Source organism: Cellulomonas sp. (assembly GCF_035634735.1).
Lineage (GTDB): Bacteria > Actinomycetota > Actinomycetes > Actinomycetales > Cellulomonadaceae > Cellulomonas.
In genome coordinates this window covers 21,302-35,459 of sequence record NZ_DASQCJ010000234.1, presented here as the reverse complement: position 1 = coordinate 35,459, position 14,158 = coordinate 21,302, and the positions used below count along the sequence as shown (strand labels likewise).

Below are 14,158 nucleotides of genomic sequence, written 5' to 3'. Positions count from 1 at the left end.
GTCACAGAGGTCGGGCTCCTGCGTCGTCCCCACGGTTCGGGAACCCGGCCTCCTCAGCCGACCGGCGGCTCTGCCGGTCGTGGCGCGGTCCCACCTCCTCCCCCTCGAGCGGTGAGCTGATCGTCGTCTGACGGGTGGTGCTGGTGCGGGCGTGCCGCCCCCGGGGGCGGGTCGCCCCCGGGCGGTCAGCCCAGGGCGACCCACCTGCTGCCGTCGGCAGCGCTGCGCTCGACGGCGTCGAGCACGCGCTGCACGGCGAGTCCCTCGGCGAACGACGGCGACGGGTCCTGGCCCGCCGCGATCGCGCCGACCAGGTCGACGACCTGGTGCGTGAACGCGTGCTCGTAGCCGAGCCCGTGCCCCGCCGGCCACCAGTGGCCGACGTAGGCGTGCTGCGGCTCCGTGACCACGACCCGCCGGAACCCCGCGACGGCGGCGTCCTCGGTGGCGTCGTGGAAGTGCAGGACGTTCATGTCCTCGAAGTCGAACGACAGCGAGCCGCGGTCGCCGTTGACCTCGAGCCGGATGGCGTTCTTGCGGCCGGTGGCGAACCGGGTGGCCTCGAAGACCCCGAGCCCGCCGCCGGACAGCCGGGCGAGGAACACCGCGGCGTCGTCGACGGTGACCGGGCCGCGCGCGGCGTCCGGGCCGGCGGCCGAGCCGTGCAGGCCCGCGAACTCGGCCGCGACGGGCCGCTCGTGCACGAAGGTCTCCAGCAGGCCGGAGACGCCCGTGAGCCGCTCGCCGGTGATGAACTGCGCCAGGTCGACGGCGTGCGAGCCGATGTCGCCCAGCGCCCCGGACCCGGCCTGCTGCTTGTCGAGGCGCCAGGACAGCGGCGCCTCGGGGTCGGCGAGCCAGTCCTGCAGGTACTGCACGCGCACGTGCCGCACGGTGCCGATCCGGCCGTCCGCGACCAGCTGCCGGGCGAGCTGCACGGCCGGCACCCGCCGGTACGTGTAGCCGACCATCGACCGGACGCCCCGGGCCGCGGCGGCCTCGGCCGCGGCGACCATGGCCTCGGCCTCCGCGATCGTGTTGGCCAGCGGCTTCTCGCACAGCACGTGCTTGCCCGCCTCGAGGGCGGCCACGGCGATCTCGGCGTGCGTGCGGCCCGGCGTGCAGATGTCGACCAGGTCGACGTCGTCCCGCGCCACCAGCTCCTGCCACGACCCGGCCGTGTCCTGCCAGCCGAGCCGGTCCGCCGCGGCCTTGACCGCCGCGGCGTCCCGGCCGCCGAGCACCCGCATGACCGGCGTGCGCGGCAGGTCGAAGAACCGCGGGGCCGTGCGCCACGCCTGCGAGTGCGCGGCGCCCATGAACGCGTACCCCACCATGCCGACGCCGAGCGGCGCGGCCGTCGTCCCGTCCATCACGAGACCTCCTTGCCTGGGCGCAGGGGGCGCCGGGTGGCGCCCCCCGCGGTCCGGATCAGGACTCGAAGGCCGAGTCGATGTACTGGTCGACGTTGTCCGCCGTGACGACGGGCGCGAACAGCTGGACGGTGCGCGGGACGCCCGAGGACGCCAGGTCGCTCAGCGACTTCTCGTGCGCCACGAGCCGGGCGAGCTTGATGCCGTCCGCCGCCTGGGTCGACGGGTAGATGACCGTCGCCTCGACCACCGACGCGTCGTCCTGGATCTCGCGCATCATGTTCGCCGAGCCGGCGCCGCCGACCAGGAAGAACTCGTCGCGGCCGGCGTTCTCGATGGCGGCCAGGACGCCGACGCCCTGGTCGTCGTCGTGGTTCCAGATCGCGTCGATCTGCGGCGCGGCCTGCAGCAGGTTCGCCGCCGCCTGCTCGCCGCCCTGGACGGTGAAGTCCGCGGCGACCCGGTTGTCGACGTCGAGGCCGCAGTCGTCCAGCGCGTCCGCGAAGCCCTGGCTGCGGTCCTGGGTCAGCGGCAGCGAGTCGATGCCGGCGATCTCGGCGACCACGGCGTCCGGGTTGTCGCCCAGCCGCTCGCAGATGTAGGTGCCGGCCGAGACGCCCATGCCGTAGTTGTCGCCGAGCACGGTGGCCCGGGACGCGAACGGGCTGGAGAACTCGCGGTCGACGTTGATGACCGGGATGCCGGCCTCCATCGCCTTGGTCGCCACGTCGGTGAGCGCGCCGCCGTCGAACGGCAGCAGCACGATCGCGTCGACGCCGTCGTTGATGAAGCCCTCGATCTGGCTGATCTGCACGTTGACGTCGTTGGTGCCCTCGGCGACCCGGAGCTCGACGTCCTCGTAGTTCTCGGCCTCCTTCTGGGCGGCCGTCGTGATCGCGCCCATCCAGCCGTGGTCGGCGGCGGGGGCCGAGAAGCCGATGACGACCGTCTCGCCGGCCTCGTCGTTGTCGGACACCGCGACCGGCGCGGCGTCGGCGCCGGAGTCGTCCTCCTCCGCGGGGGCGTTGGAGGTGCAGGCGGCGAGGAACGCGACGGACAGCACGGCGACCGGCGCGAGGACGCGGCCGCGGCGGCGCGTGGTGCGGGTGGTGGACATGGGATCTCCTTCGACGATGTCCGGGGTCGTGCGGGCAGGGTGGGGCGTGCGAGCGGGTGGGAACCCGGTCGCGTGGGGGTGGTGCGTCTGGGGGCTAGGTGCGCGAGGTGCGCGACGTGAAGCGCTGCTGCAGCAGGACGGCGACCACGATGATCGCGCCCTTGGCGATCTGCTGGACCGACGAGTCGAGGTTGTTCTGCACGAACACGTTGGTCAGGGTCGCGAAGATCAGGACGCCGAGCACGGTGCCGACGATCGTGCCGCGGCCGCCGGACAGCAGCGTCCCGCCGACGACCACCGCCGCGATCGCGTCCAGCTCGTAGAGCAGGCCGTTGGTGGACGAGCCGGCGCCGGTGCGGCCCAGCATCATGACGGCGGCGATGCCGGCGGCGAGCCCGGCGAGCGCGTACAGGTACATGGTGTGCCGCTTGACGGCGATGCCGGCCAGGCGGGCCGCCTCGGGGTTGCCGCCCACCGCGACGGTGCGGCGGCCGAACGTGGTGCGGTTGAGCAGGAACCAGCCGGCGACCGCGACCACGGCGAAGATCCACACGATCTTCGGCACGCCCAGCAGGTCGCCCCGGAACGTGTCCTGGAACGACGACACGTTCACCAGCTGGGTCCGCCGCTGCGCGATCAGCTCGGCGAGGCCGCGGGCGGCGACGAGCATCGCGAGCGTCGCGATGAACGCGACGACCCGGCCGTAGGCGATGAGGACGCCGTTCACCACGCCGGCCGCCGTGCCGACCGCCAGCGCGCAGAGCACCATGACGATCCAGCCGTACTGGTCGGCCATCGTCTGCGTCGCCACCGTGGTGGCCCACACCGACGCGAGGCCGAGCACCGACCCGACCGACAGGTCGATCCCGCCCGCCGTGATGACGAACGTCATGCCGATGCTCAGGACGCCGATGATCGACGCCAGGCTGAGGATGACCAGCATGTTGTCGATGCTGGCGAACCGGCTGCCGGCGGACACGTAGCCGACGACGCAGATCGCGGCGAGCGCGACGACGAGGCCGAGGATGCGGGCGGAACCGCCGCCCGTGCCGCCGCGGCGCCCGCCGGACCCGCGGGCGACGCGCTCGACCCGGGCGGACTCGTCCGCGGCGGGCGGCGCGGGGGTGGCACCGGCGGAGCCGGGCGCGGAGGTCGGGCCCGACGGGGCGCCCGGCGTGCCCGGGGGCGGGGCGGAGAGCTGGTGCTCGCTCACGCGGCACTTCCTTCCATGACGAGGTCGAGCACGGCGTGCTCGTCGATGGCGGTGGCGGGGCCCTCGTGGACGACCCGGCCTTCGGATACGACCAGCACCCGGTCCGACAGACCGAGCACCTCGGGGATCTCGCTCGAGACGACGACGACGGCCGCGCCCTCGTCGGCGAGCCGGCGGACGAGCGCGTAGATCTCGGCGCGGGCGCCGACGTCCACGCCGCGGGTCGGCTCGTCCAGCAGCAGCACCCGGCAGCCGTGCACCAGCCAGCGGGCGAGCATCGCCTTCTGCTGGTTGCCGCCCGACAGGGTGCGGATGGCGCGGTCGACGCCGGTGGGGCGCAGGTCGAGCGCCTCGGCCTGCTCCTCGGCGATCCGGCGCTCGGTGCGCTCGTCGAGCAGGCCGCCCTTCGAGAACCGCCCGAACGTCGACAGCGTGATGTTGCGGTAGACCGGCTCGTCGAGGAGCAGGCCCTGGGCCTTGCGCTCCTCCGGGGCCAGGCCGATCCCCGCGCGGACCGCGGCGGTGACGTCGCCGGCGCGCAGCCGCCGCCCGCCGACCTGCACCGTGCCCGCGCTCGCGCGGCGGGCGCCGTAGATCGTCTCCAGGATCTCGGACCGGCCGGAGCCGACCAGGCCGGCCAGCCCGACGATCTCCCCCGCGCGGACCCGGAGGTCCACGCCCGTGAAGGCCCCGCGCAGCGCCAGGCCCTGCACGTCGAGCACCACCGGGGCGTCGGGCGCGAGCTCCTGGCTCGGCGGGAAGACGTACTCGACGTTCCGGCCCGTCATCAGGCGGATGAGCTCCCGGGTCGGGGTGTCGCGGGCCGGCAGGTCGCGGGCGACCGTGCGGCCGTCCTTGAGCACCGTGATCCGGTCGCCGATCGCGCGGATCTCCTCCATGCGGTGCGAGATGTAGACGATCGCGACGCCGGCGGCGGTGAGCTGGTGCACCACCCGGAACAGGTTCTCCACCTCGTCCGAGTCGAGCACCGCCGACGGCTCGTCCATGACGATGACGCGGGCGTCGTGCGACAGCGCGCGCGCCATGGAGACGATCTGCTGCGCGGCGGCGGGCAGCGAGCCGACCTCGCGGTGCGGGGAGATCTCGGGGTGCCCGAGCCGGGCCAGGATCTCCCGCGTGCGGCGGCGCGCCTCGCGGCGGCGGGAGACGCCGCCGGTCGCGAGCTCGTGGCCGAGGAACACGTTCTCCGCGACGGTCAGGCCGCCCACGACGTCCAGCTCCTGGTACATCGTCGCGATCCCGAGCTTCAGCGCGGCGACCGGGGTGGCGATCGTGACGGCCTCGCCGTCGACCAGCACCTCCCCCTCGGTGGGCTGGTGCGCGCCGGCGAGCACCTTGATGAGCGTCGACTTGCCCGCCCCGTTCTGCCCGAGCAGGCAGTGCACCTCGCCCGGCAGCACGTCGAGGTCGACACCGTCCAGGGCGCGGGCGCCGGGGAACTGCTTGACGATGCCCCGCATCTGGAGGAGCGGGGGCCGGTTCGGTGGGTCCACGGTGACCATGTGAGGAACCTATGAGGGACTTTCGTCCCGGGTCAAGCAAAAGTTGCTCCGGGTTTGTCCGAGTTACCCGATCGTGACGAACACAAGTGGGGGGACTTTCTGGTTCACTAGGCGCCATGCAGGACGTCGTGAAGCTCCCACCGCGGCAATCGGGCGCCGGAGACCTGTTCCAGCTCCTCCGCGACGGCCGGCCGCGCACCCGCGCCGACCTGGCCGCCGCGACCGGTCAGGGACGCTCCACGATCAGCGCGCGCGTCGAGGCGCTCATGTCCGCCGGGCTCATCGCGCCGGCCGGCGAGGCCTCGTCCACCGGCGGACGGCCGCCCGCGACCTTCGCCTTCGAGCCCAGCGCGCGGGTCGTGCTCGCCGTCGACCTCGGCGCCACCCACGTCCGCCTGGCCGTCACCGACCTCGCCTCGCACGTCCTCGTCGAGGGCGAGGCGGCGCTGGCCATCGCCGACGGGCCGGACGTCGTCCTGCCCTGGGTCGCCGAGCACGGGCGCAAGCTCGTCGCCGAGGCCGGCCGGACGCTCGACGACCTGGTGTCCGTCGGCGTCGGCCTGCCCGGGCCGGTCGAGCACGCCACCGGTCGTCCGATCAACCCGCCGATCATGCCGTCCTGGGACGACGCCGACGTGCGCGGGATCCTGTCGGCCGAGCTCGGCGGCGCCGACGTCCTCGTCGACAACGACGTCAACCTCATGGCGCTCGGCGAGCACCGGTCCGCCTGGCCCGACGTCGACGACATGCTGTTCGTCAAGGTCGCCACCGGCATCGGCTCCGGCATCATCTCCGACGGCGAGCTCCGGCGCGGGGCGCAGGGCGCGGCGGGCGACATCGGCCACATCGCGGTGCCCGGCGCCGAGGACGTCCCCTGCCGCTGCGGCAACCTGGGGTGCCTCGAGGCCGTCGCCTCGGGGCGGGCGCTCGCCGAGCAGCTCAGCCGGGACGGGGCCGAGGCCCGGGGCGGCGCCGACGTCGTCGCGCTCGTGCGGTCCGGGGACCTCGCCGCCGGGCGGGCCGTCCGGCAGGCCGGGCGCGAGATCGGCGGCGTGCTCGCGGCCTGCGTCAGCCTGCTCAACCCGTCGCTCGTCGTCATCGGCGGCGTCGTCGCCGAGGCCGGCGAGCACCTCATCGCGGGCATCCGCGAGGTCGTCTACCAGCGGTCGCTGCCGCTGGCCACGCAGCACCTGCGGATCGTCACGTCCCAGGCGCGGTCCGAGGTGGGGATCCTCGGGGCGTCGGCGATGGCGGTGGACCACGTGCTGTCGCCGGTGGCGATCGACGCGCTGCTGGAGGCGCGGATCGCCTGACGCGGGGCTGGTCCGGCTGGGCGGGACCGAGCGCCGCATCACGGGCGGGCGCCGAGTCCTCCACAGGCGCCGGCGCGTGCGCGGTCCCCAGCCCCGGCCACGCGGCCCGGTGCCCGACCGCCGACCCGATCTAGCGTCCCGGCATGCCTCCCATCTTCCACCGCGACCCGCACCACCCGTCGCTCCGCACCTTCGTCCGCGATCCGTCGCTGATCACGCGGCCACCGCTGTGGACGCTGCCCGTCGGCGGTGAGCTCCTCCGCCGAGCCGTCGAGGCGCGGCGCGACGTCGGGTCGGCGGAGGACGCCCTCGCGGCCTGGGTGGCCCACCGCCGTGTCCTCGCCCTCCTGCGGGACCTCCGCCGCGGGCGGTGCGGCAGGTGCGGCGGGCGGTTCCCCACGGTGGGGCGCGCGGGTGGACCCGGTGCCTGAGACGTGGGCGCAGGCGGCCGTCGTCCTCACGCTGGTCGTGCCGGGCTTCGTCTACCGCGCGTCCTGGCAGGCCGTCGCCGGGTCGGACCCAGGGCGGCCGGACTTTGGGACGCGGGTGCTGCACGCGATGGTCGCCACGGGGGTGTTCGCCGGGGCGTACGCGACGGTGCTCGGGCCGGTGCTCGCGGCCTACGCGCGCGATCCGGAGTCCGTCCTCGACGACGTGCGCGGCGTCGCGCTGGCGTTCCTGCTGCTCGGCACCATTCTGCCCTGGGCAGGCGCACGGGTGGCGTTCTCCGTCGTGTCCAGCCGGCGCTACCGCGATGTCGTGCGGCGCGTCGTCGCGGTCCTCCACCTCCACCCGAGCCGAGCGGCGGCCCCGAGTCCCTGGGACCACGCGTTCAGCCGGCTCGGCGAGGGCTGGGTCCGGGTGCGGTTCCCGGACGGTCGGTGGCTCGGCGGGTGGTACGGCGCGCTGTCGTCGGCCAGCTCGTGCCGCTCCCTCCGGGAGCTGTTCGTCGAGGAGGCCTGGGTCCTGGACGCGGACGGCGGGTTCACCGGCCGGATCCACGCGTCAGGCGGCATGGTGATCCACTGCGCCGACGCGATCGCCGTCGACTTCCTGCCGAGCCGCCGGGATACTCGACCCGGGGCCGACGACCGTGAGGACGGCACGTGATGCGCAGACGCAAGGACCGACGCCCCGAGCCCGCGACCCTGTGGTTCCCGCCCCCAGGGGGCCTTTACCGCGGAACGGGCCCGCGCGTCGGTCTCCCCCCGACCACTCCGGCCACCGCCGAGGGCTTCCGGCGGCAGGAGCGCGAGGCACGGGAGCGCGAGGAGGCGGAGCGCGCGGCGGCACCGGGCCCCACCGCGGACTGAACGGCCCGCGGCCGGCGGTTCAGGAACCGGCCGGCGCGGTCGTCAGGAGCTCCCGGACGCTCCGTCGTCGCAGGTCGCCCCATCGGGCGGGGCCTCCCCGAGCGCCGCGTCGCACACCGCCACCAGCCGCGCCCGGAGCGCCTGCGAGGCCGCCGCGAACCCGCGCTGCCGCCGCACGTACTCCGCCTTGCCCTCGGTGGTCTCGATCGCGATCGGCGCCAGCCCGTAGGACGACACGTCGTAGGGCGACGCCTGCATGTCGACCGTGCGGATCTCGCGGGCGAGCGCGAACGCGTCCAGCAGCAGGTCGCCCGGGACCGCAGGGCCGAGCTTGAGCGCCCACTTGTACAGGTCCATGTTCGCGTGCAGGCAGCCGGGCTGCTCCATCGCGACCTGGGTCTCGCGGGTCGGCTGCAGGGTGTTCCGCGGCGCGGCGTCGGGGGTGAAGAACCGGAACGCGTCGATGTGGGTGCACCGGATGCGGTGCCGCTCGACCACCTCGTCGGTGCCCGCGCCACCGAGGCGCAGCGGCAGCGGGTGCCGGTGCTCGCCGTCGCCCTCGCGGTACACCATCGCCCACTCGTGCAGTCCGAAGCAGCCGGTCGCGGCGGGCCGGACGGCCGTGGCGGACAGCAGGGCGCGGACGTACCGGACGGTGTCGCCGCGGTCGGCGAGGAACGCCGCGGCGTCGAGGCCCACCGTGCCGTCCGCCTCCGCGCGGTACCAGCGCCAGCCGGCCTGGGGGGCCTCCGCGGCGTCGGCCAGCGCGACGCCGGCGCCCGGGTGCCAGCGGCGGAGCTGGGCCGGCTTGGCGGGGTAGTACTCGAAGAGGAAGTCCTCGATCGCGTGCCGCTCGCCGCCGCGGGCCCGGCGGTCGCGGTGGCCGGCGGTGAGCTCGTCGGCGCGGGCGCCGTGCGCCTCGGCGCGGGGCCGCCAGTCGGCGGCGTCGAGCGGGGCACCGCCGGGCGCGGACGCACGCGGCGCGGTGCCGGCGGTGACGATCATGGCGTCCAGGGTAGGCGGCTCCGGGCGCGCAGCCGGCGCTCGGCCCGGCCCGCCGACGGCGCGGGCACGGACAGCACGGCCAGGCAGACGACGACGAGCCCGACCCCGGCCCAGCCCGCCGCGGGGAGCCGCTCCCCCACGACCAGCACCGCGAGCACGGCGGCGACGGCCGGCTCGAGAAGGGTCAGGGTGGTCGCGGTGCTGACCGGCACCCGCGCGAGTCCCCACCCGAACAGCACGTACCCGGTGAACATCGGCACGAGCGCCATGTACGCACCCACCCCGGCGTTCCCCCACGACGCGAGGAGCGCGGCGCCGGTGGCCGCGAGCACCGGGAGGAGCAGCAGGCCGCCGACGCCGAACACGGCGCCCATCGCCGCGCGCGACGGCACGCCGCCCCGCATCAGCCGGTGCGCCACCCAGGAGTACAGCGCGTAGGTGGCTCCCGCGAGGAGCCCGAGCAGCACGCCGCCGAGGGCGCCGGCGGGCGAGGCCGCGCCCGGGACGTCCGCGCCGTGCCCGCCGCCGAGCGCCTGGGCCGCGCACAGCAGCACCATGCCGAGCAGCCCGACCGCCGCCCCGGCGAGCCACCGCCGCGGCAGCCGGCGCCGGTCGACCAGGCGCTCGACGAGCGCGGCCGCCAGCGGCGCCGACCCCAGCGACACGACGGTGCCGACGGCCACGCCGGCGAGCCGCATCGAGGTGTAGAAGGCCAGCGGGTAGGCGGCCACGGCCGCGGCCCCGAGCAGCACGAGCGCGGCGCGGGCCCGCAGCGCGGCGGCGTGCGCGGCGATCGCCCGGCCGGCGACGGCCGCCTGCAGCAGCCCGCCGATCCCCATCGCCGCGGCGCCGATCGCCAGGGGGCCGACGTCCGGGGCGAACGTCGCGGCCGTGCCGGTGGTGCCCCAGAGGACGGAGGCGGCGAGGACGGCGAGCGTCCCGACGCCCGCGCCCCGCACCGCCCCGGCCGGGGCGGACGACGCCGGAGAGCCGGGCGCGCCCGCGGTGGGCGGGGCGACCGCAGCGGGCACGGCCGACCGGCGGTCGGCCGCCGTGCGCTCGGCGACCCCCGGCACAGCCGCCCCAGCCACCGCCGCCCCAGGCACGGCCGCCCCGGGCACGACCCCAGCGGAGACAGCCACAGCGGCTGGCGTGGACACGAGCGGCGCATCGGCCGCGGTCCGCTCGGGGGCCCCCGGCACAGCCGCCCCAGGCACCGCCGCCCCGGGCACGGCCCGGGCGGACACCGCCGCGGCGGTCGGCGTGGACACGAGCGCCGCATCGGCCGCCGTGGCGGCCGGAGCCGCGGCCGCCGCGGTCGGCGAGCGGCGCTCGGCGCTCACGTCGCGCCCAGCAGGTCGGCGGCCAGCGCCCGGGCGTGCCGCAGGCGGGTGTCGTCGCCCTCCAGCCCCGCGCGCGCCATCGAGCCCTCCAGCAGGAACGCCAGGTGCTCGGCCAGCGCGGCGGCCCGCCCGGGGTCGTCCGGCAGCAGGTCGGCAAGGTGGCCGGCGACGATCGCCTCGACGTCCTCCTTGTGCGCGCGCACGACGGCCCGGCCGGGGTCGCCGGCGGGCAGCTCGGCGGCGGCGTTGAGCAGACCACAGCCGCGGAACCCGTGCGCGTAGCCCGCGTTCGCGTGGTCGGCGTACGCGTCGAAGACGGCGAGCACGCGCGCCCGCGGGTCGTCCCCGGCCGCGGCGAGGCGCGCGGCGTACAGGTCGAGCCACTCGGCGTGCCGGGCGACCAGGTACGCGGCGACGAGGTCGGCCTTGGAGGCGAAGTTGTTGTACAGGCTCATCTTGGCGACGCCCGCGTCGGCCGTGATGGTGTCGATGCCGGTCCCGGCGATGCCGTCGGCGTAGAACCGCGCGGCGGCGGCCGCGAGCAGCCGATCCCGCGCCGGCCGCCGCCGGCCCTCCGCGCCGGACGACGATCCCGCCCGCGCCGTCGCGACCGCCCGCGTGCCCCCACCCGCGCGCGTCACCGCACCCGCCGTCGCACCCGCCCGCGCCCCCGCGCCCGCCGCCGTCGCCGCCATGCCCGATCCCCTTCTGCCCGCCGCCCGGACTAGGTAGACCTGTCTACACACCGAGTCGCAGCATCACACGGCGTCGGCGTAGCTGTCCACCACCGAGACGTCGAGCGCGAACTCCACCGGCGTCGCCCCGAACAGCAGCCGCCCCGCCTCCACGGCCGACTCCCGGACGGCCTCGGCGACCCGGTCGGCGACGTCGGCCGGGGCGTGCACGACGATTTCGTCGTGCAGGAAGAACGCCAGGTGCGGGCGCCCGGGCAGGTCGAGCAGCCGGCGCCGCAGCACCGCCATCCAGCACAGCGCCCACTCGGCCGCCGTCCCCTGCACGACGAAGTTCCGGGTGAACCGCCCCCAGTCGCGCGACCGGCGCCGGGCGTCGCGGGCGTCCTCCGGCGCGGCCCCCTCGGCGGACGCGGCCTGCCGGGCGGCGAGCCACGCGGCGCCCGGCGCGGGCGAGGACCGGCCCAGCCAGGTGGTCACCTGCTCGCCGCGCTCCCCGGCCCGCGCCGCCTCCTCGACGAGCGCCACGGCCCGCGGGTAGGCCCGCCCGAGCTGGGGCATGAGGACGGCGCTCGCGCCGGTGGTCGCCCCGTAGATCGCGCCGAGCATGGCGTACTTGGCCTGCTGCCGGTCGGCGACGATGCCGGCCGCGACGACGGCGGCGTACAGGTCGGCCTGGCGCCCCGCCGCGGCCATCGCGCCGTCCCCGGACATCGCGGCGAGGACGCGCGGCTCCAGCTGGGCCGCGTCGGCGACGACGAGCCGGCGGCCGGGGTCGGCCCGCACCGCGTCGCGGATGACGCCGGGCAGCTGCAGGGCGCCGCCGCCGCTGCTCGCCCACCGCCCGGTGACGACGCCGCCCGGCACGTAGTCGGGCCGGAACCGGCCCTCGTGCACCCAGCGGTCCATCCAGGCCCAGCCGTTGGCGGACAGCAGCCGGGCGAGCTTCTTGTACTCCAGCAGCGGCTCGCGCACCGGGTGGTCGAGCGCACGGATCTCCGCCGTCCGGGTCGACGCCACCTCGAGGCCCGCCGCCCGCAGGGCGCGCAGCAGCTCGGGCTGCGAGTCGGGGTTCAGGCCCGGCCGGTCGAGCGCCGCACCCACCCGCTCGGCCAGCGCGGCCAGCCGCTCGGGCCGGGCGCCGTCCCGCGGGCGCGGCCCGAGCAGGCCTGTCAGCAGGGCGTCGTGCAGGTCGGGCCGGAACGGCAGGCCGTCGTGCCGCATCTCGGCGGCGATCAGGGCGCCCGTCGACTCGGCGGCGAGCAGCAGCCGCAGCCGGCCGTCGTCGCCCGCCTCGGTGAGCGTCGCGAGCTGCCGGGACAGCTCCGCGGCGACGTCCCGGGCCGCGTCGGGGACCGCGGCGGGCAGGGCGTCGAAGAGGCTCGGCGCGTCGGCCTCGTGCGGTCCGGTCCCGCCCGCGGCGGCGGCGCGGTCCCACGGACCCTCCGGCTCGCGCGCGAGCGCGGTCGCCGCGCACCGGGTGGACCCGCGCAGGATCGTCCGGCACAGCCGGAGGTCGTGCGCCCGCTCGACCCGGACGCCCGCGGCGAGCAGGTCCGGGTACCAGTGCTCGGTGTCGTCCCAGACCCACCGGGGGTGGTCGGCCGCCTCGCGCTCGGCGACGGCGCGCGGCAGGTCGTCCCCGGCGACCGGCACCGGCGGGCCGACGTCCCCGGCCTCCGCGGCGGCGGCGTCCCGGGCCTCGCGCAGCACGACGCCGCCCGGTCGGTCCGGGTCGACGGCGACGAGGACGAGCGGCACGCGTCCCATTCTCCCCGCCCGGTCCGACATCGGGCGCCGCGGGGTCCTACGCTGGCCCGATGACCGAGCAGGCAGACGCACCGGCGGGGCTCCCGGAGCGCGAGACCATCCTCCTGGCGGCCTTCGAGGGCTGGAACGACGCCGGGTCGGCGGCCAGCCAGGCCCTGGAGCACCTGCACGAGGCGTGGGGCGCGGAGCAGGTCGACGAGCTGGACCCCGAGGAGTACCACGACTTCCAGGTGAACCGCCCGGTGATCGGCCCCGGCGAGGACGGGCGCCGCGAGATCACCTGGCCGACGACGGCGGTGGCCGTCGCCACGACCCCGAACGCGCGCCGCCAGGTGGTGCTGGTGCACGGCATCGAGCCGTCGATGCGCTGGCGCCGGTACTGCGGCGAGCTGCTGGACATCGCCGCCACGCTGCGGGTGACCACGGTCGTGACCCTGGGCGCGCTGCTGGCCGACGTGCCGCACACCCGCCCGATCCCGGTCACGGCCACCAGCGAGGACGAGGCGGTGCGCGAGGCGCTGGGGTTCGAGCCGAACTCCTACGAGGGCCCGACCGGGATCGTCGGGGTGCTGCAGCACGAGGCGGCCGCGCGCGGGCTGCGCACGGTGTCGCTGTGGGCGGCGGTGCCGCACTACGTCGCGCACCCGCCGTCGCCCAAGGCCACGCTCGCGCTGCTGCACCGGATCGAGGCCCTGACCGGCGAGCCGATCCCGCTCGGCGACCTGCCGGAGGACGCCGCGGCGTGGCAGGACGGCGTGGACGAGCTGGCGAGCGAGGACGCGGAGATCGCCGAGTACGTGCACCAGCTCGAGGAGGCGAAGGACACCGCCGAGCTCCCCGAGGCGTCCGGCGAGGCGATCGCGCAGGAGTTCGAGCGGTACCTCCGCCGGCGGGACAAGGGCACCGGCGGCTGACCGGCGCGGCCGGCCGCCGCCGCGGCCCCGCCCCGACGTCGATCCGCCCTCCCGGGGGCCCTCGACCCCGCTAGCCTGCGCCCATGCGGACGAGACGCCTGGCCGTGCTGTCGACGGTGGTGCTGGGCGCCGCCCTGCTCGCGGCGTGCAGCCCCGGGTCCGGGGAGGACGCGAGGGGCGGGGAGGGGGCCACGGCGGGCACCGCGGCCGAGCAGCCCGCACCGGCAGCGGCGGACGCGGCCGAGGACGACGCGGCCGCCTGCGTCGCGTTCGGCGACGTGCTGACCATCGTCGAGAACGCGGACGTCGCCCTCGCCGAGGGCCGGATGGCGGCGCAGGAGCAGCAGGGCTGGTACAAGCTGGCGACGCGCGTGCTCGACCGCCTGCCCTCCGGTGGCGGCACCGACGTGCTGGCGGCGATCGGCGCGCTGCAGGCGGCCGCCCCGGCCATCCCCGCCGGGACGTTCGCGGAGTCGACCGGGGTGGGCTCACCCGCGTGGTCGCAGGCCGCCGCCGACCTCGGCGACGCGTGTGACGCGGCCGGCGCCCCGCTGGCGATCAGCATGTTCACCGGCGGGTAGC

Annotated in this window: 13 protein-coding genes; 5 read left to right on the top strand and 8 right to left on the bottom strand. The window is 76.5% G+C overall.

Annotated elements, in window-relative coordinates; translation table 11 throughout:
• Window positions 1–185 precede the first annotated feature (185 nt).
• From VER05_RS19085 to VER05_RS19070, 4 genes are all read right to left on the bottom strand, one after another.
• A complete protein-coding gene (locus tag VER05_RS19085) occupies window positions 186–1,373 on the bottom strand; it encodes a Gfo/Idh/MocA family oxidoreductase (protein WP_324846890.1) in 1,188 nt (395 codons plus the stop codon).
• Window positions 1,374–1,431: 58 nt separating this feature from the next.
• A complete protein-coding gene (locus tag VER05_RS19080) occupies window positions 1,432–2,490 on the bottom strand; it encodes a substrate-binding domain-containing protein (protein ID WP_324846889.1) in 1,059 nt (352 codons plus the stop codon).
• A 94-nt stretch (window positions 2,491–2,584) separates the two neighbouring features.
• The gene (locus VER05_RS19075; protein WP_324846888.1) at window positions 2,585–3,703 is read right to left on the bottom strand and encodes an ABC transporter permease; all 1,119 of its coding nucleotides are present in this window, start codon (window positions 3,701–3,703) and stop codon (window positions 2,585–2,587) included.
• Complete coding sequence (locus tag VER05_RS19070) at window positions 3,700–5,226, bottom strand: sugar ABC transporter ATP-binding protein (protein ID WP_324846887.1); 1,527 nt, start codon at window positions 5,224–5,226, stop codon at window positions 3,700–3,702. Before VER05_RS19070 ends, VER05_RS19075 begins: the two co-directional genes overlap by 4 nt.
• A gap of 116 nt (window positions 5,227–5,342) precedes the next feature.
• Between VER05_RS19070 and VER05_RS19065 the strand changes: the two genes are divergently transcribed.
• From VER05_RS19065 to VER05_RS19055, 3 genes are all read left to right on the top strand, one after another.
• On the top strand, window positions 5,343–6,539 hold the full coding sequence (locus VER05_RS19065) for an ROK family transcriptional regulator (protein ID WP_324846886.1): 1,197 nt from the start codon (window positions 5,343–5,345) through the stop codon (window positions 6,537–6,539).
• A 143-nt stretch (window positions 6,540–6,682) separates the two neighbouring features.
• Complete coding sequence (locus VER05_RS19060; protein ID WP_324846885.1) at window positions 6,683–6,970, top strand: hypothetical protein; 288 nt, start codon at window positions 6,683–6,685, stop codon at window positions 6,968–6,970.
• Window positions 6,963–7,649: a DUF6338 family protein gene (locus VER05_RS19055; protein WP_324846884.1), complete on the top strand. Its 687-nt coding sequence runs from the start codon at window positions 6,963–6,965 to the stop codon at window positions 7,647–7,649. Before VER05_RS19060 ends, VER05_RS19055 begins: the two co-directional genes overlap by 8 nt.
• A gap of 245 nt (window positions 7,650–7,894) precedes the next feature.
• Here VER05_RS19055 and VER05_RS19050 read toward each other — a convergent pair whose 3' ends face one another.
• The 4 genes from VER05_RS19050 to VER05_RS19035 form a co-directional block, all read right to left on the bottom strand.
• Window positions 7,895–8,857: a 3-methyladenine DNA glycosylase gene (locus tag VER05_RS19050; protein ID WP_324846883.1), complete on the bottom strand. Its 963-nt coding sequence runs from the start codon at window positions 8,855–8,857 to the stop codon at window positions 7,895–7,897.
• Window positions 8,854–9,888 (bottom strand): DMT family transporter, encoded by a 1,035-nt coding sequence (locus VER05_RS19045; RefSeq protein WP_324846882.1) that lies wholly within the window; start codon window positions 9,886–9,888, stop codon window positions 8,854–8,856. The genes VER05_RS19050 and VER05_RS19045 overlap by 4 nt, the downstream gene beginning before the upstream one ends.
• 308 nt (window positions 9,889–10,196) lie before the next feature.
• The gene (locus VER05_RS19040; RefSeq protein ID WP_324846881.1) at window positions 10,197–10,895 is read right to left on the bottom strand and encodes a TetR/AcrR family transcriptional regulator; all 699 of its coding nucleotides are present in this window, start codon (window positions 10,893–10,895) and stop codon (window positions 10,197–10,199) included.
• A 63-nt stretch (window positions 10,896–10,958) separates the two neighbouring features.
• Window positions 10,959–12,662 carry a bifunctional 3'-5' exonuclease/DNA polymerase gene (locus VER05_RS19035; RefSeq protein ID WP_414647660.1) on the bottom strand — a complete coding sequence of 568 codons (1,704 nt, stop codon included), beginning with the start codon at window positions 12,660–12,662 and terminating at the stop codon, window positions 10,959–10,961.
• Window positions 12,663–12,712: 50 nt separating this feature from the next.
• On the opposite strand from VER05_RS19035, the gene VER05_RS19030 reads away from it, so the two are divergent.
• Both VER05_RS19030 and VER05_RS19025 read left to right on the top strand, forming a co-directional pair.
• Complete coding sequence (locus VER05_RS19030; RefSeq protein ID WP_324846879.1) at window positions 12,713–13,576, top strand: PAC2 family protein; 864 nt, start codon at window positions 12,713–12,715, stop codon at window positions 13,574–13,576.
• A gap of 83 nt (window positions 13,577–13,659) precedes the next feature.
• The gene (locus VER05_RS19025; RefSeq protein ID WP_324846878.1) at window positions 13,660–14,157 is read left to right on the top strand and encodes a hypothetical protein; all 498 of its coding nucleotides are present in this window, start codon (window positions 13,660–13,662) and stop codon (window positions 14,155–14,157) included.
• The last annotated feature ends 1 nt before the right edge of the window (window position 14,158 follow it).

Coding starts and splice junctions, on each gene's coding strand:
- VER05_RS19085 (WP_324846890.1), bottom strand. CDS start 1,373: ATGGACGGGACGACGGCCGCGCCGCTCGGCGTCGGCATGGTGGGGTAC.
- VER05_RS19080 (WP_324846889.1), bottom strand. CDS start 2,490: ATGTCCACCACCCGCACCACGCGCCGCCGCGGCCGCGTCCTCGCGCCG.
- VER05_RS19070 (WP_324846887.1), bottom strand. CDS start 5,226: ATGGTCACCGTGGACCCACCGAACCGGCCCCCGCTCCTCCAGATGCGG.
- VER05_RS19065 (WP_324846886.1), top strand. CDS start 5,343: ATGCAGGACGTCGTGAAGCTCCCACCGCGGCAATCGGGCGCCGGAGAC.
- VER05_RS19060 (WP_324846885.1), top strand. CDS start 6,683: ATGCCTCCCATCTTCCACCGCGACCCGCACCACCCGTCGCTCCGCACC.
- VER05_RS19050 (WP_324846883.1), bottom strand. CDS start 8,857: ATGATCGTCACCGCCGGCACCGCGCCGCGTGCGTCCGCGCCCGGCGGT.
- VER05_RS19040 (WP_324846881.1), bottom strand. CDS start 10,895: ATGGCGGCGACGGCGGCGGGCGCGGGGGCGCGGGCGGGTGCGACGGCG.
- VER05_RS19035 (WP_414647660.1), bottom strand. CDS start 12,662: ATGGGACGCGTGCCGCTCGTCCTCGTCGCCGTCGACCCGGACCGACCG.
- VER05_RS19030 (WP_324846879.1), top strand. CDS start 12,713: ATGACCGAGCAGGCAGACGCACCGGCGGGGCTCCCGGAGCGCGAGACC.
- VER05_RS19025 (WP_324846878.1), top strand. CDS start 13,660: ATGCGGACGAGACGCCTGGCCGTGCTGTCGACGGTGGTGCTGGGCGCC.